The sequence below is a fragment of the Streptomyces alfalfae genome (assembly GCF_004127445.1).
GTDB classification, from domain to species: Bacteria; Actinomycetota; Actinomycetes; order Streptomycetales; family Streptomycetaceae; genus Streptomyces; species Streptomyces alfalfae.
In genome coordinates this window covers 503,975-526,373 of sequence record NZ_QEXM01000043.1, presented here as the reverse complement: position 1 = coordinate 526,373, position 22,399 = coordinate 503,975, and the positions used below count along the sequence as shown (strand labels likewise).

Annotated in this window: 27 protein-coding genes; 4 read left to right on the top strand and 23 right to left on the bottom strand. The window is 70.9% G+C overall.

Annotated features, from left to right (window positions below; translation table 11 throughout):
- Positions 1-42 precede the first annotated feature (42 nt).
- The 22 genes from trpA to DCW30_RS36835 form a co-directional block, all read right to left on the bottom strand.
- Positions 43-1,182, bottom strand: coding sequence for a tryptophan synthase subunit alpha (gene trpA / locus DCW30_RS25380; RefSeq protein ID WP_076683796.1), 1,140 nt, complete (start codon positions 1,180-1,182; stop codon positions 43-45).
- Between the two features lie 94 nt (positions 1,183-1,276).
- Positions 1,277-1,816 carry a hypothetical protein gene (locus tag DCW30_RS36845; protein ID WP_076683794.1) on the bottom strand — a complete coding sequence of 180 codons (540 nt, stop codon included), beginning with the start codon at positions 1,814-1,816 and terminating at the stop codon, positions 1,277-1,279.
- Positions 1,817-1,877: 61 nt separating this feature from the next.
- Positions 1,878-2,480, bottom strand: coding sequence for a hypothetical protein (locus DCW30_RS25375; RefSeq protein WP_076683792.1), 603 nt, complete (start codon positions 2,478-2,480; stop codon positions 1,878-1,880).
- 147 nt (positions 2,481-2,627) lie between these two features.
- Positions 2,628-3,302 carry an SPDY domain-containing protein gene (locus tag DCW30_RS25370; protein ID WP_079250340.1) on the bottom strand — a complete coding sequence of 225 codons (675 nt, stop codon included), beginning with the start codon at positions 3,300-3,302 and terminating at the stop codon, positions 2,628-2,630.
- Between the two features lie 59 nt (positions 3,303-3,361).
- Positions 3,362-4,030 carry a hypothetical protein gene (locus DCW30_RS25365; RefSeq protein ID WP_123985580.1) on the bottom strand — a complete coding sequence of 223 codons (669 nt, stop codon included), beginning with the start codon at positions 4,028-4,030 and terminating at the stop codon, positions 3,362-3,364.
- An 846-nt stretch (positions 4,031-4,876) separates the two neighbouring features.
- Complete coding sequence (locus DCW30_RS25355; RefSeq protein WP_237283355.1) at positions 4,877-5,263, bottom strand: XF1762 family protein; 387 nt, start codon at positions 5,261-5,263, stop codon at positions 4,877-4,879.
- A complete protein-coding gene (locus tag DCW30_RS25350; protein WP_076683784.1) occupies positions 5,260-7,050 on the bottom strand; it encodes a type IV secretory system conjugative DNA transfer family protein in 1,791 nt (596 codons plus the stop codon). The genes DCW30_RS25355 and DCW30_RS25350 overlap by 4 nt, the downstream gene beginning before the upstream one ends.
- A gap of 32 nt (positions 7,051-7,082) precedes the next feature.
- Positions 7,083-7,859, bottom strand: a complete 777-nt coding sequence (locus tag DCW30_RS25345) for an SPDY domain-containing protein (protein WP_076688711.1) — start codon at positions 7,857-7,859, stop codon at positions 7,083-7,085.
- A 2-nt stretch (positions 7,860-7,861) separates the two neighbouring features.
- The gene (locus DCW30_RS25340) at positions 7,862-8,452 is read right to left on the bottom strand and encodes a hypothetical protein (protein WP_076683782.1); all 591 of its coding nucleotides are present in this window, start codon (positions 8,450-8,452) and stop codon (positions 7,862-7,864) included.
- Between the two features lie 10 nt (positions 8,453-8,462).
- Entirely contained in the window at positions 8,463-9,284 is an 822-nt protein-coding gene (locus tag DCW30_RS25335; RefSeq protein WP_076688709.1) for an SPDY domain-containing protein, read from the bottom strand.
- Positions 9,275-9,628: a hypothetical protein gene (locus DCW30_RS36840; RefSeq protein WP_076683780.1), complete on the bottom strand. Its 354-nt coding sequence runs from the start codon at positions 9,626-9,628 to the stop codon at positions 9,275-9,277. The genes DCW30_RS25335 and DCW30_RS36840 overlap by 10 nt, the downstream gene beginning before the upstream one ends.
- Positions 9,629-9,654: 26 nt before the next feature.
- Positions 9,655-10,461, bottom strand: coding sequence for an SPDY domain-containing protein (locus DCW30_RS25325; RefSeq protein WP_076683778.1), 807 nt, complete (start codon positions 10,459-10,461; stop codon positions 9,655-9,657).
- Positions 10,458-10,841 (bottom strand): hypothetical protein, encoded by a 384-nt coding sequence (locus tag DCW30_RS25320; protein WP_076683776.1) that lies wholly within the window; start codon positions 10,839-10,841, stop codon positions 10,458-10,460. Before DCW30_RS25320 ends, DCW30_RS25325 begins: the two co-directional genes overlap by 4 nt.
- A 204-nt stretch (positions 10,842-11,045) precedes the next feature.
- Positions 11,046-11,531, bottom strand: a complete 486-nt coding sequence (locus tag DCW30_RS25315) for a hypothetical protein (RefSeq protein ID WP_240437941.1) — start codon at positions 11,529-11,531, stop codon at positions 11,046-11,048.
- Between the two features lie 17 nt (positions 11,532-11,548).
- On the bottom strand, positions 11,549-11,914 hold the full coding sequence (locus DCW30_RS37630) for a hypothetical protein (RefSeq protein WP_237283351.1): 366 nt from the start codon (positions 11,912-11,914) through the stop codon (positions 11,549-11,551).
- A 2-nt stretch (positions 11,915-11,916) separates the two neighbouring features.
- Complete coding sequence (locus DCW30_RS37625) at positions 11,917-12,186, bottom strand: hypothetical protein (RefSeq protein WP_237283349.1); 270 nt, start codon at positions 12,184-12,186, stop codon at positions 11,917-11,919.
- Entirely contained in the window at positions 12,183-12,941 is a 759-nt protein-coding gene (locus DCW30_RS25305; protein WP_076683775.1) for a hypothetical protein, read from the bottom strand. Before DCW30_RS25305 ends, DCW30_RS37625 begins: the two co-directional genes overlap by 4 nt.
- Before the next feature lie 25 nt (positions 12,942-12,966).
- Positions 12,967-13,671: a hypothetical protein gene (locus DCW30_RS25300; protein ID WP_076683773.1), complete on the bottom strand. Its 705-nt coding sequence runs from the start codon at positions 13,669-13,671 to the stop codon at positions 12,967-12,969.
- Positions 13,672-13,684: 13 nt separating this feature from the next.
- Positions 13,685-14,530, bottom strand: a complete 846-nt coding sequence (locus DCW30_RS25295) for a relaxase/mobilization nuclease (RefSeq protein WP_418347024.1) — start codon at positions 14,528-14,530, stop codon at positions 13,685-13,687.
- Positions 14,530-15,318 (bottom strand): tetratricopeptide repeat protein, encoded by a 789-nt coding sequence (locus tag DCW30_RS25290; RefSeq protein ID WP_076683766.1) that lies wholly within the window; start codon positions 15,316-15,318, stop codon positions 14,530-14,532. The genes DCW30_RS25295 and DCW30_RS25290 overlap by 1 nt, the downstream gene beginning before the upstream one ends.
- Positions 15,315-15,752: a hypothetical protein gene (locus DCW30_RS25285; RefSeq protein ID WP_076683764.1), complete on the bottom strand. Its 438-nt coding sequence runs from the start codon at positions 15,750-15,752 to the stop codon at positions 15,315-15,317. The genes DCW30_RS25290 and DCW30_RS25285 overlap by 4 nt, the downstream gene beginning before the upstream one ends.
- A 100-nt stretch (positions 15,753-15,852) precedes the next feature.
- Positions 15,853-16,020 (bottom strand): hypothetical protein, encoded by a 168-nt coding sequence (locus tag DCW30_RS36835; protein ID WP_162933517.1) that lies wholly within the window; start codon positions 16,018-16,020, stop codon positions 15,853-15,855.
- A gap of 105 nt (positions 16,021-16,125) precedes the next feature.
- On the opposite strand from DCW30_RS36835, the gene DCW30_RS25280 reads away from it, so the two are divergent.
- From DCW30_RS25280 to DCW30_RS25265, 4 genes are all read left to right on the top strand, one after another.
- Positions 16,126-17,598 (top strand): site-specific integrase, encoded by a 1,473-nt coding sequence (locus tag DCW30_RS25280; RefSeq protein ID WP_237283347.1) that lies wholly within the window; start codon positions 16,126-16,128, stop codon positions 17,596-17,598.
- An 86-nt stretch (positions 17,599-17,684) separates the two neighbouring features.
- Positions 17,685-19,346, top strand: a complete 1,662-nt coding sequence (locus DCW30_RS25275; protein ID WP_129299909.1) for a hypothetical protein — start codon at positions 17,685-17,687, stop codon at positions 19,344-19,346.
- 59 nt (positions 19,347-19,405) lie between these two features.
- Positions 19,406-21,457: a hypothetical protein gene (locus DCW30_RS25270; RefSeq protein WP_079249934.1), complete on the top strand. Its 2,052-nt coding sequence runs from the start codon at positions 19,406-19,408 to the stop codon at positions 21,455-21,457.
- A complete protein-coding gene (locus DCW30_RS25265) occupies positions 21,454-21,900 on the top strand; it encodes a hypothetical protein (RefSeq protein ID WP_076683759.1) in 447 nt (148 codons plus the stop codon). Before DCW30_RS25270 ends, DCW30_RS25265 begins: the two co-directional genes overlap by 4 nt.
- 20 nt (positions 21,901-21,920) lie before the next feature.
- Here DCW30_RS25265 and DCW30_RS25260 read toward each other — a convergent pair whose 3' ends face one another.
- Positions 21,921-22,364 (bottom strand): PaaI family thioesterase, encoded by a 444-nt coding sequence (locus DCW30_RS25260; RefSeq protein WP_076683757.1) that lies wholly within the window; start codon positions 22,362-22,364, stop codon positions 21,921-21,923.
- Between the last annotated feature and the right edge of the window lie 35 nt (positions 22,365-22,399).

Below are 22,399 nucleotides of genomic sequence, written 5' to 3'. Positions count from 1 at the left end.
GGGTAGAGAAAAAAGGGGGGCGCTCGCATCGGGGCTGTCGCGTCAGTGGCAGGGGGATTCTGGCCACTCGCGGGCGTCGCAGAGGGCGGGGATGCGGTCGAGGAGGTCGGCGGCCGACTCGATGAACTGCTGCGGTGTCGGCCCGATCAGGACGACCCGCCGTGATGTGGCGGCGGCCTGGCGGCGCTGGGTCTCCACGGCGCGGGCAAGAGCAGCCGTCAGTTCGGCGGCGGCGTCCTGGGCGGCCTTGGCGATCTGCGCGACACGGTGAAGAAGCAGCAGGTCCGTAGGGGAGGACCGCGACGTCTGGCGGCTGCGGGTGAGAAACAGCCGCAAAGCGATGCTGGCGAGGTCCTGGGCGTCAGTGATGCGCGCGGCCAGTGTGGATATGCCCCGGCCGGTGGTGGGCAGGGCACGCAGGGCCTGGTGCAGGCAGGCCGCGTCGGAGGTGATGCGGGCTAGGACCGGGACCGGGTTGGCGTGGGCGAACGCGGCGGTGAGCGCCGGGGCCTGCTCGGGGGAGGCCATCAGGGCGCGGACGACGGGGGTGCCGATGACGACGGCGTCCACCAGTGGCGCCACGCGTTCCGCGAGGGCCGGGGTGGAGATCCCCACGCCCGACACGACGGGCAGAGGGCTCGCGGCACGAAGGCATGTCGTGAAGTCGGCGAGCGCGGGCACGTCGAGCGGGCCGCGGTAGCCGGTGGGGCCGGTGCTGGCGGGTGCGTAGAGCCATCCCGACGCACCGGCGGCCACGGTGGCGAGACCGGTGTCGGCGAGGTGGCGCGGGACGAGGCGTGGGGTGGAGAGGTTCGCGTCCTTCGCTGCGGCCTGCCAGCGCTCTGCCTGGTCGTCGGGCAGGTCGACGACCATCGCCCCGGCGGCGCCCGCGTCAGCGAGCAGTCGGGCCAGGTGTTCGGGGCCGTGCCAGTGGACGGGATCCCAGTAGGTCATGACGACGGTCGGCCGAAGGCCAGCGGCGTGCTCGACCGCGCGCAGGGCGCGGGTGAGGACTTTTCCGCGGCTCAGGGCGCGGCGGTAGGCGGTTTGGATGACGGGCCCGTCGAGGCCGGCGTCATGGTGGGCGAGACCGATCTCGAACAGGTCGGCGCCTGCTTGTGCGATCTGGTCGAGCTGACGGCGCTCGGCGCGGGCCGGATGCAGTCCGGCGGGAACGAACACGCCGAGCGCGCACCGGGGTTGGGCTAGAAGGGCCTGGAGGGAGACGGTGGTGGCCAGGAGATGTCTTTCTCGGAGGGCGGGCTGTCGCGGCAGATCAGCGGTGACGTGGTGCCGGCGTGGGCGGGGAGGCCACGGGGGTGGTGGTGCTCCGGCCGTGGGCGGCCTGGGCACGGGGTGTGGTGTCCGTGGTGGGCTGGTGCCCGAAGGTGGGGGCCACGCGGTCGAGGGCCTGGGCGATCTGCTGGGCCTGGTCGTGAGCGTCGGCGAGCTGCTCGGCGACGTCGGTGGGGAAGCGGTCCCACTGGGCTCGGTACTGGTAGCGCTGGATGATCTCGGCGGCGTTGCGCAGCTGCTCGGCGACCTGCCGCAGGACGGCAGTCTTCTGTTCCGGGGCGGTCGCGGCGTGTGTGGCCTGCAGAAGCGAGTCCAGGGCGGTGGGCAGCGACTCGTCGGGCGTGGGAAGGCCGTAGAGGGCGACGTGCAGTGCCTGGGCGTAGACCGTCACGGGTCCGCCCCGACCGCGGCTGCGGTACTCGATGGGGGCTTGCCGGCGGGCGCCGAAACTGACGGTCACGTCCCGGGGAGCGGCACCGGGGTGGAGCTGGTCGGCGAGGGCACGGGCGAGATCATGCACGGTGGGGGTGTCGGAGGACGTGGAAGCTCCTCGGATGGCGGTGCCGGATGCGTTGGGATGGTCAGCGGGTGCGGCGACGGGCCGAGGGTGTGCTCTGCGGACCGGTCGCCGGCGCTGAACGGCGGCGGGTACTGGCGGGGATGTCGAGGGGTGTGGGGATGCCCAGGTGGACACGTGCGCTGAGACCGTGGGTGTACGCGTGTGCCTCGGCAGCGGTGACGGCGCCGAGCAGTTGGCGCTCGTCCAGCCCGTCCCGAGTGCGGTAGGACGCCCCGCCTGCTGTGGGGACGAAGCCGTGTTGCTCCAGCAGCAACCGGGCGGCGGTGGTCGAGGCAGTCACGGCAACCGTGCCGTCCCTGAACCGGAAGTGCAGGTCTGGGCCGCCTGCCGACTGGTCGGGACTCCAGCGGGTCGTCCAGGAAAGGTCGACGAGGTCGTGGGTGTGGGCCAAGAGGGCGTACATCGCGACGCCGGCGCGCTCGTGTACGTCTTGCGCGATGCCTGGAGGCAGCAGGTAGAGCCTGCGGCCGTGGTGCTCACGTGGCAGGAAGCCGGCCCCGGTGAGTAGCCGGTCGGCGTCGCGGATGCGGCGGTTGAGGATGACGAAGGTGTGGCCGTCGTCGGTGGACCCGATGAAGACGTCGGGGATGTCCAGAAGTGACACGGTGGTGGTCCAGAAAATTCGGCGGCCTGCGGGCCGGCAGGAGCGGCAGGGTGTGCTGCACGGCTGGAGTGAGTGGCATGGTCAACGGTGCGCTGTGCGTGCCGTCTTGGGAATTCGGGTCGGTGACGGCTGTGGGCGAGGCTTGAGTCAGCGGCGGGGTACGGCGCGGCGTAGCTGGGCGCCGGCATGGTGGACGTGTGGATTCACGGCGGCTCGGTGCACGGGGGTGATGAGCGCGTCGTCCAGGTTCTGCACGAAATACGGGACATCGCGGAAGACACGCTCCACCGGGGTGCTCGTCGCGATGTGGGTGAAGAACTGGGCGACCAGACGCTCGGGCACCTCCGGGGTGAACGTGGCGGTCCAGTGCGTGTCTAAGCCGTCGTACACCGAGTGCTCGATGCGCCACGGGTGGATGGGGACCGTGCTGTGCTCCACGGTGCAGTGGCCGTCGGGAGAGGCCCACGCCCTCCCCGGTGCAGTCGATGACGCCTCCCAGCCGCTGGTCTTGGCGAGATGAGCGATGGACTCGGTTGCCAGGGGAATGCGGTCGGCGTGCCGGCGGTCACCGAGCAACTGGGGCAGGGCCTGGGTCACGGACGCGATGGCCTCGCTCGGAGTCTGCCGACTGAACTCGATTTGCCAGTAGGGCTCGTGGTGGGCAATCGTCCACCACACTCCGTTCTGACGGCCGGGGTCGAAGTCGAGGAAGACGCTGCCGCAGGGGCTGTCGATGTCGAGGAGTCCGGTACGCGGATCGTGGTCGTAGGGCCACGCGAACAGGTGGACCAGCGGCCCGATGACGTCGTTGATCTTGTTCATGCCGGCGCCAGCCAGGTACCGCGGTGAGATGAGGACAAGATCGTCCGGGGCGAACGTGTTCACCGCTTCCTGCCGGCCGTGTGGCCGGGTGCCGGCGGCTTTGCCGGTGATGTCGCCTGGGCGCGGTGTGGCTGTTGGAAGTCCAGGGCGAGCTGGCCGGCGGCCGTGACCACGACGTCCTGGCTCACGTAGCTGGAAGTCCCCGCCACACGGATCAGGCGCTCTCTTTCCAGCACACCGAAGGGCTTTGCGTGGATGGTCCGGCCGTCCCCGTCGGTGACGCGGACGGGCCGGTTGCGCGGCGCGTATCGACGGGTGCCGCCCTGGGCGATCCGTTCGAGCACCGCGTACTGCGAGGGTGACAGTTTTGGCAGGTCGGGTCGGTGTTCGGGGTGTTCAGTCAGGTCGCGGACGATGGCGGACGCGGTGTACTGGCAGCAGGTCGCGCTCAGTTCGAGGTGCTGGGCAGCGGTGGCCAGGCTTTCCGCCAGGACCGGTGAGGCCTCGGCGTGCCGCGCCTGGCGCACGGACTCCGCGTCGACCGGCGGGCCGCCGGCGAAGACCGCACCGTCGAGCGGGTTGTCGCCCACGGCTCGTGCCAGCTGCGAGGCGGCGATCGAAGCGGACGCGGTGACGCCGCTGAGCGTGTCCAGGCAGAACCGGCTGCCGGGCACGGCGGTGTACTGACTGCCATCGAGGACGGACAGCCGGACCAGGGACCGGCTCACGAGGTCGTGGATGGCGAGAATCTGCGGGCCGACCTGCCGTAGCAAGTCACTGCCCGGCTCGGGCGCGAGCGCGGTGACCTTGGTGTGCAGGGTGGCGAAGTCGGCTCCGAGCTTGCGGAGAAGGTCGATCTGGAGCGGCAGGTCGATGTGGCGCAGGGTGATGAGGGGCTCCGGTGAGTTGTGGATCAGCGCGACCTTGGAAGGGGTAGCGCTGGAGGATGGGTCAGCGGCTTCGGGCGGCCGTCTGCGTGGTGACAGGGGCGGGTGGCGGTGTCGTCATACGCGGCGTCGGGCAGCCGGCACGGGTGGCGCGGAGGGTGCCTTCTGCGGGCTGGGCCCGTGGGCCTCGGCGATGAGCTGCCGGCCCTCAGCGCGCGCCGAGAATGAGGTGAGGCGTCGGGAGAGCCGTCGCGCCACGGCGCGATAGGTGGTGGCTGCTCGCTGCATCTCGGCGCCGCCGCGGCGGAGTTGATTACGGCTGGTGGCGGGGGTGGGGTCGGCGTCCTCGTACAGCAGGATCTCGGTGCGGTGATGGATGGCGAGGTTGCACAAGGTGGCGGCGAGGGAGATCGATCTCTCGGACGGGCTTGGCGATCTCGCCGTCCCGGATGCGTGCCGCCTCCGCGGACGGCTCCATCAGGGCGGAGGCCACCTCGCCGAGAAGGCGGGTGTGTTCGGTCAGGTCGACGGTGTGCAGGACAACTCCGGGAGGACGCGGGGCGGTACGGGGCAAGGTGAGATGGGCGGTCCGTTGGGGTGCAGGAACGGGCTCGGTCACAGGGCTTCCCACAGCAGGCGGGGGACGTGGTCGTTGCCGTGGCCGGCTCGTGGGCGGGACGGGGTGTGTCATCCGGCGCGGGGCGGCCGGCTGGCGATGACGCGCCACCCGGCGCCGCGCAGTGATGCGCCGCTCTCGCCGTCGTGCGTGTAGGTGACCAGCCGGCGATAGCCGAGGGCCTTCGCCGCCCGCCACGCGGCCCCATAGAGCAGTGAGTTGGTGTTGCGGGCGCCGTCGCTGGCGGTCCGGGTGACTTCGAGGGTGGCGCCGTCGTCCAGGTGACGGGCCACCGGCCGGCCGACGATGGCCACGGCGCGCAGCGTGCCCCTCTCGTCGGCGGCGCCGACCGCGAAGATCTGTCCTGCGGGCGGCGGGTGGTGACGGTGCCAGGCGCGCACGAAGTCCTTCGCCTCACGGGAGCGGACCGGCACCAGGTGCAACGGTATGTCGCTCACGCGGCCGTCCCGAAGTCGGACTGTGTCGGCGCGTGCTTCGCGACGGCGCGAGCCGTGATCGCCTTCGACGCGCGGGCGGACGCCGCGGACAGTTCCCCGGCTCCTGGCTCTCGGTACCACGGCCGCAGGTCGAGCATCGCGGCGCGCATGCCGGTGGCGAAGCACAGGGCGGTGCCCTTGGGCAGGGCGCGGATCGCGTCGGCGGGCAGGATCCGTTCCTGCCGCATCGACACCGACGTGCTCTTGCCGGACTCCGAGTGCGAGGTCGATGTGGTCTCCACGTCGTGGTCGCCGATCAGGCGGGAGAGCTTGTCGGCGAAGTCGGGGTCGTCGATGCCGGAGCCGATGACCTTGACGGTCGAGGCGGACCACATAGCGTCCATGCCCGCGTCTCCCCAGACCTTCTGGCCCTGGCGGTAGGACTGGAGGATGGTGATCGGGATGATTCCGCGGGAGCCGAGGTGGGAGTACAGGTCCGGCAGGTCGCTGATCTTGCACACGTTGGCGGCCTCGTCGAGGATCGCCAGCATGGGCGGGTCCAAGCGTCCGCCGGCGCGTTCGGCCTGGGCGGTGGCCGCGCGCATGACGGAGTCCGCGCACGCGGCGATCAGCGCCGAGGCCCCGCCTCCGCCGTCCTTGCTCAGCAGGAACAGCGTGTCGGTGGAGGTGACGAACTCCGACGGGCGGAACTCGGGGACATCCTTCTGCGGGGTGACCCAGGCGGCGATCTCGTTGTTCAGCAGGGCGGCGGCGTACTGGCGGGCGGTCTCGTAGATGCCGTCGCGGGTCTCCGGGGGGCCCTCGACGGTGCCCTTGAGCTGGGCTGCGACGGCGGCGAAGTCGTGGTCGCGGAGGATGTCGAGCGGGGTGCGGTCGGCGGGGAAGGCGAGCCACTGCATGATGTCGGTGATGGGCCGCTCGTCGAGCGCTGCGGCCAGCAGCAGTTGGGAGAGGATGTTGCTGCCGGCCTTGGACCAGAAGTCGCTCTGCTGGGAGGTGTCCACCGAGGCGGCGAGGAAGTGGCCGGCGAGCCGGTTCGCTCCGTCCAGGGTTTTCGCGCTGGCGAGGGGGTTCCACCACATCTCGCGTGCGGCGTACGCGATCTGCTGTGGGTCCATGGTCCACACCTGCCCGACGCGGCAGCGGGCCTCGTATGTGGCGGTGAAGGCGTCACCTGCGGCCTTGTTCGAGGTCAGCAGGACGGGGCCGGGCGCGGCGAGCATCGAGGGGATGGCGAGCGAGGTGGTCTTGCCCGAGCGGGGCGCCATGATGGCGACGGCCACATCCTCATAGCCCATGCGCACCTCGTGCCGGGTGTTCTGCAGGTTACCCAGGAGGATGCCGGTGTCGCGGGCTTCGATGTGCTTGGCGTCCTTGAGGCTCGGACGCAGCGAGCGGGCCTTGTCGGTGATCGCCTTGGCCATCAGGGGCTCGATGTCCCGGGCCTTGGCCATGCCGGTGATCTTCTTCCGGCTGCCGCCTCGGTTCTTGTGCCGGAGCCACAGGGCGACCGCCGTTACCCCGAGAGCCAGGAGGAGCAGAACGGGAACGATGCGTGCCCCGATGAGTAGGGCATTCTTCCCAGCCTCGGGCCAGACCTGCTCGGGGTGGAGCAAGGCGTTGGTGGGCTGGTAGGGGGCCCAGCTGCCTCCGGTGAGGGAGGCGGTGAGGTTGCCGCACAGCCAGGCCAGGTGGGACAGGGGGACGACGACGGCGAGCACGCCGAGCAGGAGGCGCAGGACGAGGTCGTATCCGTCGGTGTTGCTGCTGGAGGAGGAGGGGGGCAAGGGCTAGGTGCTTCCAGGCGGGGACGGAGGGATCAGCGCTGGCGGTGGCGCTCGGCCTGCGGCCGTTGCGGAGGATGCGTACTCGTCGCCGGTGGCCCGGATCGGCGTGCGGCGAGGGAGCGGATGCGTTCTTCCAGGGCGCCGGCGACCTGCGTGGCGGGTACTTCCCGGTGCGAGAGGGTGATGAGGTCCGGGCTGTGAGTTGGGAGGCTGGAAGGGCTGGCAGTGCGGGGCACCGGTCGGGGGTCGGTGAGCGCGGCGGTGAACGCGGTGATCAGGTGGGGTGGGGTGTGCTCGCTGAAGTGGGCTTGCCACAGCAGAGTCCGGAAGTCGCGGAGGGCGGTGTCGACCCACCAGGCCCCGGTTGTCTCGTCGGCCTCGACGCGGACGGTGCCGTCGGGTGAGGCCAGCCGGTGGTGGCTGTAGGACGGAGACCAGCCCGCTGTCAGAAGCGGCTCCTGCGGATCCCCGTTGTCTGCTCGATCGGCAGTGGGATCGGTCAGCACGTCGGTGAACGCAGCGATCATCTCGACGGGGGTGCGGGCATCGAAGCTGGCGAACCAGGCTGGCCGGTCCAGCGCGGGGGCGTGCTGCAGAGTCCACCACCGTCCGTCGGGGTCAGGCTCCAGCCGCAGGAGGGCCTTCTGGTCGGGGCTGGAAAGCAGAACGCGAGGCATCAGGGGGGCGTGACCGTAGCTCCAGCCGCAGGCACGGTGGAGAGGGGCGGTGACCCAGGCGGGGTCACCGCCGCCGGCCAGGTGGCGCGGGGCGACGTAGTCGATGTCAACGTTGACGGCGACCTCGGGCATGGTCACCGACCACTCCCGCCGCGTCCGCTGCGCCGCGACGTCAGGGCGGGAATCGGCGGGCGCTTCGGCCGGGACGGTGCTCGGCGTGCGGCGGCCTGGATGTCGAGGACGACGCGGCCGTGGCAGGCCCAGTCGTCCAGATAGCTCCAGCACTCCGCGTGATGCTCGTCCAGCGCGTCGACATACGCTGCGCTGCCCGGTCCGGCGCCCTCGGGGAACTGGGCCCGGGTCTCTTGCCACCGGGCGTCCAGGGCGTCGAGGTGGCTCAGTGCCTCCTCCAGGATGGTCAACTGCCCGGGCCAGCTGGCCCGAGTGAGGTGTGCGGGCAGGTGCTGGAGCTGGAGCCGGGCGGTGGCCAGCAACTGACGGGCACCGGGGCGGATACTGGCGAACGCTGCGGCGGTGTCTGCGTCACGGACGGCGGCCAGGCGGCCGTAGGCGTCCTGGTCGAAGGGCCAGCCGTCCAGGTCCGTATTGCACTCGGTGAAGGCGTCCCAGGACGCCAGGATCCGTTCACTGTGGCGCAGATAGCGATTGAGGCGCCGCAACGAGGTGCGGCGGCCGTGGTTCGGGGTTGCGGGAGATGAGAGCATCCTTTTAAGGTCAGCGGCGGGCGGCCGACTGGACGACGGTCGGGGGCGCCGGGGGTGTCGCGGGGGCAGTCTGCTGACGGCGCACGGCGCGGGCCTGTGCGCGGAGCGTCTTCACCCGGGCGGTGTGCGCGTCGACTACCTGCTGCTGGCGCAGTGGGCTCGGCTCTTTGACGGCGCTGTAGTGGGCGGTGCGGTCGAACATGCCGCGCTGCAGCGGGCTCTGGTCGGCCAGCGCGCCCAGGAAGGCACCGACGAGGCGATCGGGAACGTGCTCGTCGAGGAAGGCATGCCAGATCCGCGGGCCCGGGAATGATGCGTCGCTGCTTGTCCTGACCTCGATGTGCCAGGACGGCCGTTCATGGAACTCACTCGTGGGGCGGTGTTCGATGCGGCACAGCGAGTCCGGAGAGAGCGCTGCCTTGGCATCGTCGTGCTGCCAGCCTGCGCTGGTCACGGGCTGCCAGGGGTCCGGTTGCGATGAGGGCGGTGTGATGAGGGCGTCGGTGAGGCCGGCGAGAACCTCGGCCGGCACGAGTTCACCGAACTCCGCGTACCAGCCGTGTTCGTTGTCGCCGGGGGCGGCCCGCAGCCGCCACCAGGCGGAGGTGGCGGTCTGCGGGTCGAACTGCAAGCGGTAGCGGTGATCGGGGCTGGCCATCACGATCTCGGTGCTGAGCGGGTCGAAGACCGTGGCCCATCCGGCCGCGGCCAGGCCATGGGTGACGTGGCGGGCGTCGCCCGGACCGGCGAGGTGGCGGGGGCTGGTGTCGAAGGGGATCTGCCCGGCGTGCTTGTCGGCGAAGGCGTCGAGCTCGCGCTCGCTCAACGGCACCGGCTGCACCCCTGCCCGCTCTCGGCGTCGTCGTGCAGCGCGCGCAGCTCGTCCAGGACGTAGTGGAGGGTGTGCTGGTCGGTCTGTTCCCAGGCGGCGCTGCGCAGCTCGGCGATCAGGAGGTTGACGTGCGCGGTGCGTGGGATGGCCTGGTGCTCCTGGACGGTGCGGGCGAGGGCACGCAGGGTGTCGGCGAGCTGGACGGGCAGGCCCGTGTACTCGTCGAGGAGCGGCTCAACGAGGGCGAGGGCTTCATCGGGGTCGGGATTCTCGCGCAGGTACTCGGTGACGTCCGACAGGATTTCGGTCAGGGCGCGCAGGGTTTCCGGGGTGGGGGCAGGCATCGGGCTCCTTCAGATAGGGATGGAGATCAGCGGCGGGTCCGGGCACCGCCGGCTGGGGCGTAGGGACGGGCGGTGGTGCGGGGCCGGGCGCTTCGGGCGCTGTTGCGGGCCCAGGTGGCGGCGCGGGCAGCTGTAATCCGGGCCTGCTGCCAGGCGCTGAGCTGGGAGGGCTTGACGGAGACCGACCAGGTCCGGATCTGGGCGCTGTGCGGGACACGTCCGCGTGGGCGCATCACTGGGTCCGGGCCGGCAAGTTCGGTGGAGAAGGCTTGGACCAGGTGTATCGGCGTGTTCGGCGTGAAGTGGGCAGTCCAGCCGTTGCCCTGCTTGTCCTGCGCTCCGGTCCACCACATCGCCGAGCCATCGACGCCCTGGCGGTACTGCATCCATGCGGTGCCGTCGGGGCTGCTCGCCGAATAGTCCTGTTCCTCGAACCGCGTGTGCCAGTTCTGCTCCTGCAGAGGTGCCCAGACGTTGGGGGCGTGTGCGGAGCGGGGGCGGGTGAGGGCGTCGGTAAGACCGGCGACGATCTCCACCGGAGTCTGCCGGCCCAGGTGCGCAGACCATTCACCGGTCGCGCCGCCTGCCCGGCCGTGGATGGTCCATCCGCCCGGCAGGATGTAGGGGTCGTAGGCGACGCGGACGGTGCGGTCCGGGCTCTCCATGAGCAGCGGGCCGCCCTTCTTGGACTTTTCCCCCCGCCAGCCCGAGGCGCGCAGGAACTCCGAGACGTGCCGGACGTCACCGCCGCCGGCCAGGGCACGGGGCTGGACGAGGTAGTGCTGCTCGGCCTGCTCGCCCGGCCCCCAGCCCTGCCACTGCTTCTTCTTCACCGGCGCCGCCGTGCGACGAGCGGGGCAGGAGCCGGAGGCTTCGCCGCGCTGGTGGCCGGTCGGGTGCCGAGGTGCTGGAGGAGGTCCTGGTGCTCGTCCAGGTCCAGGCTGATGTCGTGCAGTTCGTTGGCGGCACGGCCCAAGGCGAGCCATACCTCCGCTGGCAGGGCGCCTCGTTCTGCCTCGTTCTTGGCGAAGTGGCTGCCGGTGATGACGAGGTGAGTGACGCCGCCGAGGACTCCGTTGTCCGGGTCGAGGACGCGTGCGATGACCTGCGCTGCCTGGGGCGGGGGGAGCTGAGAGAGGTGGTCGGAGAGCTGGCCGAGCTGGCGGGTGATCTCGTCGGCCAGTCTCACCGGGTAGGGGGCGGGGTGGGACATGCTCCTCCAGGTGTGTGGACGGTCAGTGGTGGTGGCGCTGCCCGACGCGTCGCGCCTCGGTGGGGACGGCGTCCGGGCGGGCGCCGGCCAGTGGGGAGGCGCGGTCGGGGCCGGCCGTGATGCAGGCGCGTAGATAGCGGCGGAACAGGGCGGTTGCGAGCCGGGGTTTGAGCCGATGGCTGATCGGTGCGGGTGTGCGTTCTGCTACGGGTTTCTCCGTGGAATCGGGCGGGGGGTGGGCGGCCCAGGCGTGGTGCCGGGGCCGCCCGGGCTTACGGGGTGCGGCGGGCCGGTGCGGGCCGGTGCGGGGCGCGAGGGGGGACTGGCGTGCGCCGGTTGCTGCGGGGCGGGTCGGGCCGCGCGCGCCTGGAGGCGGTGCACGGCCTGCTGGTAGAGGGCCTCGTCGAAGACCTCGGGGTCGCAGTTGACCGTGTATCCGGCTAGGAGCAGGGCGGGGATGGCGCGGTTCGCCAAGCGTTTCTGCTCGTCGGCACCGAGGTGGTCGGGCACGGTGTGCCAGATGTAGAGCGGCTCGCCTGTGGGGTATTCGTGGCGTTCGAGACCGAGCTGTTCCAGCAGGTCGTGGAGGCTGGTGGGGGCGCCGGTGGGGGTGTCGGCGTGGATGGTGGTCGTCAGGGCCTTGATGTAGATCTCTACGTCTGTGCCGTACTCGTCGGCCAGATTGGCCATACGTTTCTTCTCCGGGGTCAGCGGCGGCGGGATACCGGGGACTGTGCACGGCCCGGTGCCGGTGCGGTGGTCGGCGGCTGCGCCGGGCGGGCGGCGTGATTGCGGGCGCGCAGGATGACGCCGGCGGCTTCGCTCACGGAGTTGGCCGTGCTGCCGAGCCGTGCGATGGGCTCGGGTTCCTCGCCGGGCGCGGCGCCGTGGAGATCACTGGCGGCGATCCAGGCGCGGACGATCACTTCTCTGGTCAGGGGCAGCAGCCCGTGCACGGGCGCAGCTACCTCGGTCAGGACCTCGGCCACCTCGCTACTGGTCTCGGCGGCCGAGACCCGCTCAGCGAGGTAGCGCAGGGCTGCGTCACGGTCGCCGTCGGGGGCGGCCAGCATGTTCAGGGAGGGGTCGAGGTGGACGCTGTGGCCGGCGGCGAGCAGGGCGTGCGAGGCGGTGGTCGCTTCAGGCGCTGCTGCTCGATGGGCAGGCCGTGCGGAAGACGGTGGTAGTCACCGCGGGGCCCGGGAGAGGTGAGGAAGCCGCCGGTCCGCTGGAGAATGTCCGCTGCCTGCTCGGTGCCGCCGATGGCCACGACCAGACCGGTGCGGGGGTCCTTGGTGATGGTGACATACTCCAGGACCCAGAAGTCGGGCTCCGTCTGGTTCATCGCGTCCGGGCGGTGGGTGTGCGGGCGCCGGCGGGGGCCGGCGACATGGAGGCCCGGGCGGAGGTGGGCGCGTGGCGTCCGGCGGGGTGCTGGAGGGCGGTGCCGATACCGAGCGCGTCGAGCTGCGGGCCTATCTCGCGCAGCGCGCGGGCCTGTGCCTGGGTGTCGTCGCCGTCCAGGCGGTAGATGCCGCTGTGCGGGTCCTGGATGAAGCCGTGGGCGGCGAGGATGGTGCCGGCCCGGTCGTCGGCGGGGGCGGTGGTGACGCTGCCGTCCGGCTGCCAGGTCAGGACGACCCGGTCCGGCTGGGAGGGCTGGATGCCGTCCAGGGCGTTGTGCCGGACCTGGGCGAGCGCACGGTCGTAGCGGACGAGGAGATCGCCGGCGACCTGATCGGCGCCGAGGAACGGGTCGTCGGTCAGGGCGATGCCGTTGGGCTCGGGGACGCCGCGGTACGCCTCGTCCGGCAGGGCGTGCGGGGCGACGACGGCGAGGAGGAAGCCGTCGCGTTCGTCGTGCCGGTCGATCAGGATGAGCTGGGCGCCGTCGGAGCGGCTGAGGACGGCTGCCTGCTGCAGGGGGTGCTCGGCCAGGGCTGCGGCGACCAGGTCCAGGTCCCAGATGCGGTCGGTGAGTTCGGCGAGGTCGTCCTTGGCGTCTGGCGGGAGGTGGGTGCTGGTCCAGGTGTCGGGGAGTTCGCCGGCGAGGACGTCGGCGTAGGAGGCGAGGCGCTCGGATATGTCGTGGTCGTGCATGGTGTCCTTGGGCAGTTGCAGGGGATCAGCGGCGCAGGTGGGTGGCACCGACGGGCGGCGGTGCCGGGGCTGGCAGGGCACGCGGCGGGGGCGGGCAGGCGCACACCGCGGAGCGTTCGGGCTCGTGGTCGGGAACCTGTTCGGTGCAGGCGCGGCGGCCGGGGTGCGGGGCGTGCCGGTCGGCCAGTTGTTCGCGGGTGTGCGCGAGGTCGGAGTGGATGATGCGGACGTATTCGTCGGCGAGGTAGCGCAGGCGCCCGGCGGTGTACGGATCGCTCGCGTCGCCGAGGCCGTCGAAGAACTCCGCCAGGGTGCTGAGGGTTTCCTTGAACCCGGCGAGGATGCCGTCGTGGGGCGCGGTGAGTTCGGTGAGGATGTCGGCTGCCTCGGCGGTGTCGGTGGCCTCGCGCAGGCGTTCGGCGAGGTGGGAGACCGAGGCGCCGAGCGTGGGATAGCGGGCGGGGCGGGCTTCGGTGTCGAAGCGCTCGTCGCAGTCGACGTGGTACCCGACGGCCCGCAGGCGCCCTACGGCATCGATGGCGAGACGGGACTCCTCGACCTCGGTCAGGCCGGCGGGGGCGCGGTAGTAGCTCTCGTGGAGGCGGACGACAGCGATGAATCCCGCGCGCTGGAGAATGCTGTGTGCCTCAGCGTCGCCCCCGCGGGCGAGGACCTCGTCGGAGTGCGGGTCACGGCGGATATCCAGGAAGCGGCCGGTGGTGCGGGGCAAAGAGACGTTTCTCCTACAAGGATCGGTGGGCGGTGCGCCGGGCCGCGGCCGGTGCGGCGGCGGCCCGGGGCTGGGCCAGATGGGCCGCAGTGGCGTCCAGATCCTGCTGAATCCCGTGGAGGCGGCGGGCGATCAGCTCCAGACGGTGAGCCGTGTCCGTGCCGGCAGCCCCCGGTTGGCGGGCGATCCGGTACGCGGTGTGCTCGACCAGTCCGCGGACCGTGGCCAGCGGGCCGGCCTGCTCGTCGGCGAGCTGCGTGAGGACGCCCGCGAGCTGCGCGGAAGCAGCGGGGACCATACGGGCAGCGGGCCGATTTGTGGGGCCGGTGCGGGCAGGGATCAGGTTCAGGTCCTGCTCGATGCGGCGCGCTTCACCGGCGAGGCGCTGCAGGATGTCGGTGGGCGGGGTGTGCCAGGTGCCGTCGAGGTGGATCAGGTTGACGATCAGATCCAGGCGTCCGGGCTGGGCGTGGACGGCGATCCAACGACAACCGTGTTCCGCGGCGCCGGGAACCTCGATACCGGCGGCCCGCGCGAGCCGGTGGGCGGCTTCGGACCACTCGGGGCCGGACAGCTCCCGGTCGTCTGGGTGGAGCCGGATGTCGAGGTGGAGGATCGCGTGCCGGTCGTCGTCCGGGCTGGCAGCGAACGGATGCTCCAAGTAAGGGTCTTCGAGGTGCTCGGCCCAGTCCTTCGACGTCCAGGTTCTCTGCTCGTCGTCCGGGGTGTAGGAGTCCAGGCCCGGCCAGTGGGCGACGACGGTGTGCTCCGTCAGGCCCTCGTTGGGGCAAGCCGGCCGTCCGAGCGCCTCGTCGAGCGGTACGCGCGGCGAGTAGGTCCGCGCGCGCACATTAGGCATCATGACGGCACCCCGCTCGACGTACGGATGGTCGACAGGTACTGCTGAAGGTCGCGAGCCGCACAGATCAGGGAGCGCTCGCGGACCAGGTCGGCGTGAACGGAGACGTCTCCCGGCGGCAGGCAGTCGATCGCCCTGTCGATGGCTCCCAGCCCCTCGTCGTACCGGCCCAGCCGGCGCAGGGCACCCGCCACGCGGAACAGGACGATCGGATCACTGTCGGCGGCGAGGGCCGGCCGGGAGCTGAGGGCCAGCAGACGTTCCGCGCCTTGGTCCAGGTTCTGTCCGAGCCACAGTCCGTGCAGCAGGACGTGCAGCGTTTTGGGGTGCTCCTCGGCCTCGCTGAGGACCTCGTCCATGACTGCTAGGCCCTCGGGGCGGGACTGGCCAAGCAGCGCGAAGGCGTACAGGGCGCGGGTGTAGCAGTCCAGAGGCTGACGCGCGGTCTGCGCGAGCTGTTCGACGAGGCGCTGGAGGGTGGGGCAGCGGAAGTCGAACCGAAGGGCGCTCAGGTACAGATGCGCCAAGGTGCGGGTGGTGATCGGATCGCGGTTCGTTGCGAGGACATCCTCCGGGGACAGCAGGCCCAGGACGCTGCGGCCTGCTGACCGTGCCGCCCAGGCGGCGTCCGCGCACACCTCGGCTGAGGTTTTCCAGTCGGCCCGGATGCCGTGGAGGTCTTCGGCCAGGTGCAGCGGCCAGGAAGGATCGTCCGCAGTTGCGGTGGCTCGGGCCCTGGCCTTGCGGAGCGCACCGGCACGGTCGGAGCGGTTGGTGGGCGGAGTCATCGGCTGCCCTTGGTGTCTGCGGTGTGCACGAGCTGGCCCAGGGCGGTGGTGGTGTACCAGCCGCAGTCGATCAGCTCGTCGCGGCCGGCGAACCGTTGCAGGAGGGTGTCCTCCATGGCCCGCAGGAAGATCAGGCAGTCCGGGCAGCGGCGCGAGAGGTGCACGAGGTAGCGGGGGTGAGCGGTGACGTAGGACTGGGCACCCCCGGTGGGGTCACGCAGTCGCCATCCGTCCTCGTCGGTGGGGGTGTGCCAGGAGGGGGCGACGATGCGCATGGAGTCTCCCCACAGTTCTCCGCCGGCCACCCCCTTGAGGACGACGACGGTGTCTCCGGCCTGGAAGTGGGCGTGGGTGATATCTCGTGTGGGAGTGAGCGGGTCGGGGGTGCGGGCGGTGACGGGTGTGGGTTGATGGTCCCAGGACGGAGGGAGCACGCGGTTCCTTCCACGCGATGGCTGTCGGGGTGGGAGCATCAATAGTCCGGAGGAACGCCGGTTTGGCTAACCGGCGTTTCCCGGCTATGTTGCCCCGCCGTCAGCGGAACGGGTTCTCCGTCCCGCGGTCCGCCTCGGTGGCTGCGTCGAGGAGTTCGAGCAGGTCAGTACCTTCGGAGTCGCGCTGGTCGATCCACCATCCGGCACGGGTGATGGAGCGGGCCTTCTCCTCCAGCTCCGCCCAGTCCGCCTCGTCCCAACTGATCACTTCCCTGTTGGATCAGCGTGTTGAAGCGGGTCTAGCAGGGGTGGAGCAGTGCCTGGATGGCGTACGTACTGGGTGCCGCGTGACAGGCGCGTGACGCGGGCGAGGGTGCCTGCGCTGGCCGGGTGGGAGGATCTCGCAGCTCGTGAGGAGCGGGCGGGGATCCATGCCGGTGATCCGATTCTGCTGTCGCCGGACTGCCGGATCGATGCGGTGCTGAGCCTTTACCTGTGCCGTTCGTCGTTCGCACGGCTCTCGCCGGAGACGAAGCGGAACTACACCGACGACTACTGCCTGTTCTTCGACTTCCTCTGGGGCCGGGGCCGGACGTGGAGTGCCGCAACGGCGGATGACCTGTGGGACTTCGAGGACTGGCGGACACGATCTCCGCGCAACCCGCGGAAGGTCGGAGGCGCTCGGTGGAACCGCGGGCTGGCGGCGCTGGCACGGCTCTACGAGTGGGCGGTGCAGACGGGGCACGTAGCGGTGAATCCGGTGATGCAGCGGTCGGTGATCGGCCGGTACGGCGAAGTGGTGTCGGTACCTGTAGCGCGGGCAAAGAACGCGCGGTCCAGTGAGGTCCGTTGGTTGACGCCGCGAGCGTTTCGCCGGTGGGTGGACGTCGGTTTGCGGGGTCATGGCGCGGATGGTCTTCCCTCGTTGGAGTGGGGTGGCCGGCTGGAGGACCGGAACGCGGCGTTCGCTGATTTGCTGTTCTCCTCTGGTGTGCGGCTGTCCGAAGGCGCGTCGCTGCTGACGTGCGAGGTGCCCGTGGTCTGGCTGGAGGGTGGCCGGTACTGCGCGGGGCGGCTGGCGCGGGCGGTGACCAAGTCCAGGAGGGCTCGTACGTTCTATGCCTCTGCCGCCGTGATGGGCGGGGTTGAGGGGTACGTGGAGTCGTCCCGAGCGAGGGTTGTACGCCGTGCTCAGGCCGCCAGCCGGTACGAGCGGCTTCCGGCGTGGAGGCTGGTGACGCACCAGACGGGTCATCGACGGCGTCTGCTGCACTGGCGTGACCAGGACGGGGTGGCGGGGCAGACGTCTTTGTCGGAGGCGACGGTGGAGGAGCGGATGACGTTCCTCGTTGAGGGGCCGGGAGGGCCGGAGCCGATGTGGCTGTGGCTGAGCGAGCGGGGCCTGCCCTTCCGTCCGGCGTCGTGGGAGGGTGTCTTTCGGATGGCGACCGAGCGGTGTGCGCGGGTGCTGTCGCAGGTGATGGAGGCTCCGCCGTTCTGTACTCCGCATATGGCCCGGCACAGTTTCGCTCTGTGCATGCTTGTGGTCCTCAACCATGTGATGGACCGGCGGATGGGCCTGAGTCCGCAGGAGCGGCGTGACTTCCGACTGCTGTACGGGGATCCGTGGCGGATGGTGCAGGACCTGCTCGGTCATGCCCAGTTGGAGACCACCCGTGCCGTCTATCTGGCGCCGGTCGCCGATCTTCAGCTGCGTTCTCTGCTTGCGGATGTCACTCCGGCCGAGGGGCCGGTGTCCGAGGAGGAGCTGACGGTTCTGTTCACGCGTCTGGCGCGGGAGAGCGCGGGTATCCAGGACCTGGACGAGAAGCTGGTGACCCGGTGAGCCGCCGCGGCCGGCCGGCGCAGTCGCCGGAGGGCGCCCATCACCGGCCGCTGGTCCTCGAAGGGGAGAGTCTGGTGGTGCGGCACGTGGACCGGCAGGGCCGGGTTGCCACGTTCGACTTCGCGAGCCTGCCCATCGCGGTCCCGTTCCAGCGCTCCCTTGCCGCGCTGTTCGCCGCGAAGTGCAGCGCAGGCGGCGGCTGGGACAGCGTGGTCACCAGTGATTCCGCCTGGTGGATGATCCGCCCCTTCGCGTACTTCCTCGGCGAGCAGCCGGGCGCCCCGCAGGACATCGACGGGCTGACGGCGGCGCTCTGGAACACCTGGCGGCTGAGTCTTGAGCCGCGCACCAACGGTGCCAACAAGCATTCGGCGGTGGCCGGGCTGCTGCAGCAGGACCCGCGGTTGCCCCAGCCGGTGCGTGAGGCGATGGCCAGACGGTTCGCCTGGTCGGCCGGAGGGGAGCGGGCCTATCTGCCGGAGGAGTTCCGCACGATTCGCACGTCGGTCCGTCGGACGTTCCGATCCGCGTTGCTGCGGATCCGTGAGAACACCGCAACTCTGGAGCAGTGGCGGGCAGGAGCGGTCACGCCGGGTGGTGAGCGGTGGCTGCTGGGTGAGGCCCTGGATGTGCTGGCCCGCACCGGTGATGTCCCCCAGAAGCCCTTGAAGAGTGGTGGCATGCGGGCCTTGTACCGCTACCGGGCTGCGTTGGGCGGCACCGGCGCCGTGCACACGTGGAAGAGGCTGTTCCTCAGTCGTACGGAGGCCGCCGCGCTCGGCGTGCTCTTCGTGGCCGAGTTCGGCCTGAACGCGGCCACCGTTTCCGGCCTGCCGGTGCCGGTGCCGGCGCTGGTGCCGGGGTCCGGCGGGCAAGCGGGTCTGATCTACCGGCTCGCTCTGGAGAAGCGGCGACGCAGTGGCCGGGGCCGGTTCGAGAGCCGCAACATCGCCGACACCGGGGCGGACAGCGCCGGTCGCCTGCTGACCGAGGCGCTGGAAGCCACGGCCCCCGCCCGGACGGCCCTGGAGGAGGGCGGTTCCCTGGTGGACCGGATCCTGGTCTGGCACGAGACCACCCCGCACCATGGGCAGAACTACCCTGGCACGGTCCGCACCGGCCCGTTCGGCTTCGGCGTCGAGGACCGGGCCGCCAAGGACTGGGCCCGCTCGGTGGGACTGCCTGGTTCCCCGATGCGACGCATGCGCCGCACCGTGAACGTGCTCCACCGGCGCGAGAACGGCCAGAACAGCCAGGACACCCACGACAGGGTGTACGTCATGCCCGAGCCACAGGCCCAGCAAGCGGCCATCCCGGTGATCGCCGAAGGGGCCCTGGACGCCTGGCGTGCTGCACACCGGACCGTGCTCCTTGCACGCCTCACCGAAGTGCATGAGGAGGGCGAGCAGGAGACGGCAACCACCGGGTGCGCCAACTACACGCGCAGTCCCTTCACTCCGGTCGGGCCGAGCTGCGCGGCCTCCTTCCTGCTCTGCACCGCCTGCCCGAACGCACGGGTCACCCCCGCCCACCACCCGCGCCTCACGTATCTGCACCAGGCCCTGGCCGGTCTGCGCGCAGTGGTGGAGGAAGCCGTGTGGGAGTCGGGGTGGGCCGATGCCCATGCCCGGTTGGAAGACCTGCGGGCCCGTCTCGGCCCTGCCGTGTGGGCCGCAGCCCGAACGGGTGTCACCGCCGAGGACCGTGCCGTTATCGACCAACTCCTGAACGGGGACTACGACCTGTGAGCGCACCTTCTCCCGCGCGACCGCATCCGATTCTTCCCCGCGCGGATACTCCGGCGATCGTGCCCGAGCGGGTGGTCGACGGCTACAGCGGTCCGGTCGCCGCCTACGGCGCGGCCGTGTGGCCGCTGGAGCCGCTGATCGCGAACCCGGGTGCAGACCGCCGCAGTGTGCACTGGGCAGGGTTCCCGCCGCGCAGCCGGGAGGAGTTCCGGCTCATCGCCTGGGTCATGATCAACCAGGCTCTGCCGGACTGGTTCCTGGTGGGGCGCTCCGCCTGGCATTCCCGGATCGGTGCCTCCGTCCTCTATGCCACCGTCCTGGAATGGCGCAACCTTGCCTACTGGCTGGACGGCCGCGGTGACGGCGGCCTCGCAACGTGCACGCCGACGGTCATGAGCCAGTACGCCCGGCATCTGGCCGCCCGGCCGGGAGCCAGTCGGAGCATGATGACCAAGACCCTGAGCGCCCTGACCCGCCTCTGCGCGTTCGACACGATCAGCCCGGCGCCACTGGGCCTGGGCCTGCCGCCGTGGGACCGAGAAGGCATCGACGACCACCTCCCCGTCCAGGCATCGCGCGGGGAGAACACCACCGAGCCGATCGCCCCGGCCACGATGGGCCCGCTGCTTGTCTGGGCGCTGCGCATGGTCGACGACTTCGCCGACGACATCCTCAAAGCCTGGCAGGAGAGCAACCGCCTGACCGCACGGGCAACAACTAACCCGGCCACGCCGGCCTCCAAGGCCGCGCTGAAGCGCTACCTGGAGGACCTGACCTCCCGCGGTGCCCCGGTGCCCAGCCGCCAGATGCTCGGGAAGACCCTGATCTGCGCCCGGTACGTTGCCGCCGTTACCGGGTGCTCGCCCGTGCAGATCAACGCTCTCGCCTCCACGCAGCGGTGGCAGAACCTGGGGGAGTACGTCCGCCGACACCCCGGGCCCTGCCCCCTGGCCGTTCCAATCACCGGCCGTGTAGAGGGCACGCCCTGGACAACGGCCCTGGACTACACCGAGGCCGGCACCCTCATGCGGCACCTGGGCACCGCGTGCTTCATCGTCATCGCCTACCTCACCGGCATGCGGCCCGGCGAAGTGATGGCCCTGCGCACCGGCTGCTGCCCCGACCCGCCGTCCGGCCGCCACCTCATCCACGGACGGGTCTTCAAAGGCTCCTCGGATGAGGAAGGCAACCACAACTCCGCCGGCGAACTACGCGATGTCCCCTGGGTGGCGATTCCTCCGGTCGTCGCCGCAGTCCGTGTTCTGGAACGGATGGTGCCCACCGGCGGACTCCTCTTCGACTCAGCCGCCCACACCTTCCAGCACGTCCGTACCAGCGACGGCACCTCGCTGGGCTACGAAGGGCTGCGCGCCCGGACCGATGACTTCGTCCACTGGGCGTCGGCCACGGCCAGGCAGCTGGGCCGTCCGCACGAGCAGATCCCCGACGATCCGCACGGAGGTATCGCGGTGGCCCGGTTCCGTAGATCCCTGGCCTGGCACATCGCCCGCCGCCCCGGGGGACTGGTCGCCCTCGCCATCCAGTACGGGCACCTGCGCACCAGCATCAGCGCCGGCTACGCCTCACGCAGCCGCGACGGCATCCACGAACTCCTCGACATCGAGACCGCCCGCGCCACCGCCGACACCCTCACCACCCTGAACGAAGACCTGGCCGGCGGTACGGGCATCTCCGGTCCGGCCGCACGGCGTGCTGTCCAGGCGGCCGCCCACAGCCCTGCCTTCGCCGGATCCATCCGCACCCCCCGCCAGGCCCGCGACATCCTCGACAACCCCGCCCTAGCCGTCTACGACAACCCCCACTCCCTCCTGATGTGCGTGTACCAACGAGACCGCGCCCTCTGCCACCGCACGGTCCCCACAGACAGCCCCAGCCTTGACCGCTGCCAGCCGGCATGCGCGAACATCGCCCGCACGGACGACCACGCCCACCAGCTTCTGCGGCGAGCCACATCCCTGGACGAGCAAGCACGCTCACAGGCGGTACCAGGCCCTCTCAGCGAGCGGCTCAGCCGACGGGCCGCACGTCTGCGGGCCCAGGCACACGATCATGCCCGCGACCGCACCACCCTCCAGGAGAGCACCCCATGAGCCCGTCCCCTGACGAACGGCCGCGGATCCGCGCGGCCATGGACCGCATCCTGAGCGGAACCCCCGAACACTCAAACGGCGCCCTGACCATCGTCGCTCTCGCAGCCGAGGCCCAGGTTCCCCGCAACGCCCTCACCCAGCGCCACACCGACCTGAAGAACGAGTTCTACGACAGGGTGCGCGCTCGGGGGCAGACGCCGGACAGCGAGCGACGGCTGCGTAAGCAGGTCCGGCGGCTCAAAGAGCTGCGGGCTGCGGACGCTGAAGAGATCGGCCAGCTCAAGGCCGATGTCGCAGCCCTTGTGGGCGCTCTGCACCAGGTCACGGTCGAGAACCAGATCCTGCGTCAGCAGCTCACAGACCGTGACGCTGTCATCCACGTGCTGCCCGGGCAGCCTCGACCGCCGACGGCACACGCGGAACGTGGCCCCGGCGGCCGTTGAAGCCGGCTGCGCTGAACGCTTTAAAAGATCATGCAGGTGGTGGTGGCGTGGGCGATCAGCTTGCCCTGTTCGTCGTGGACTTTGCCTTCGGCGGTGGCGGTGCGGCGGCCGGCGTGGATGACGGTTCCGGTGGCGGTGAGGGTCTGGCCGTCGGTGCGGGCGGCGCGGATGTAGTTGACCTTGAGTTCGAGGGTGGTGTAGCCGGTCCCGGCGGGGAGGGTGGTGTGGACGGCGCAGCCCATGGCGGAGTCGAGGAGGGTGGCGGCGATGCCGCCGTGGACGGTGCCGAGGGGGTTGGCGAAGTCGGGGCGGGTGTCGAGGGAGATGACGATGCGGCCGTGGTCGACCTCGTCGAAGCGCATGCCGAGCAGGCGGCCGATGGAGGGGATGTCGGTGGGCCGTTCGGTCTGTACCCAGCGCATCAGTTCCAGGCCGGTCATGGCGGCGAAGTCGGTGGTGGTCACAGGTCGTTCTCCTTGCGTGGTGCGGGTGGTGCCGC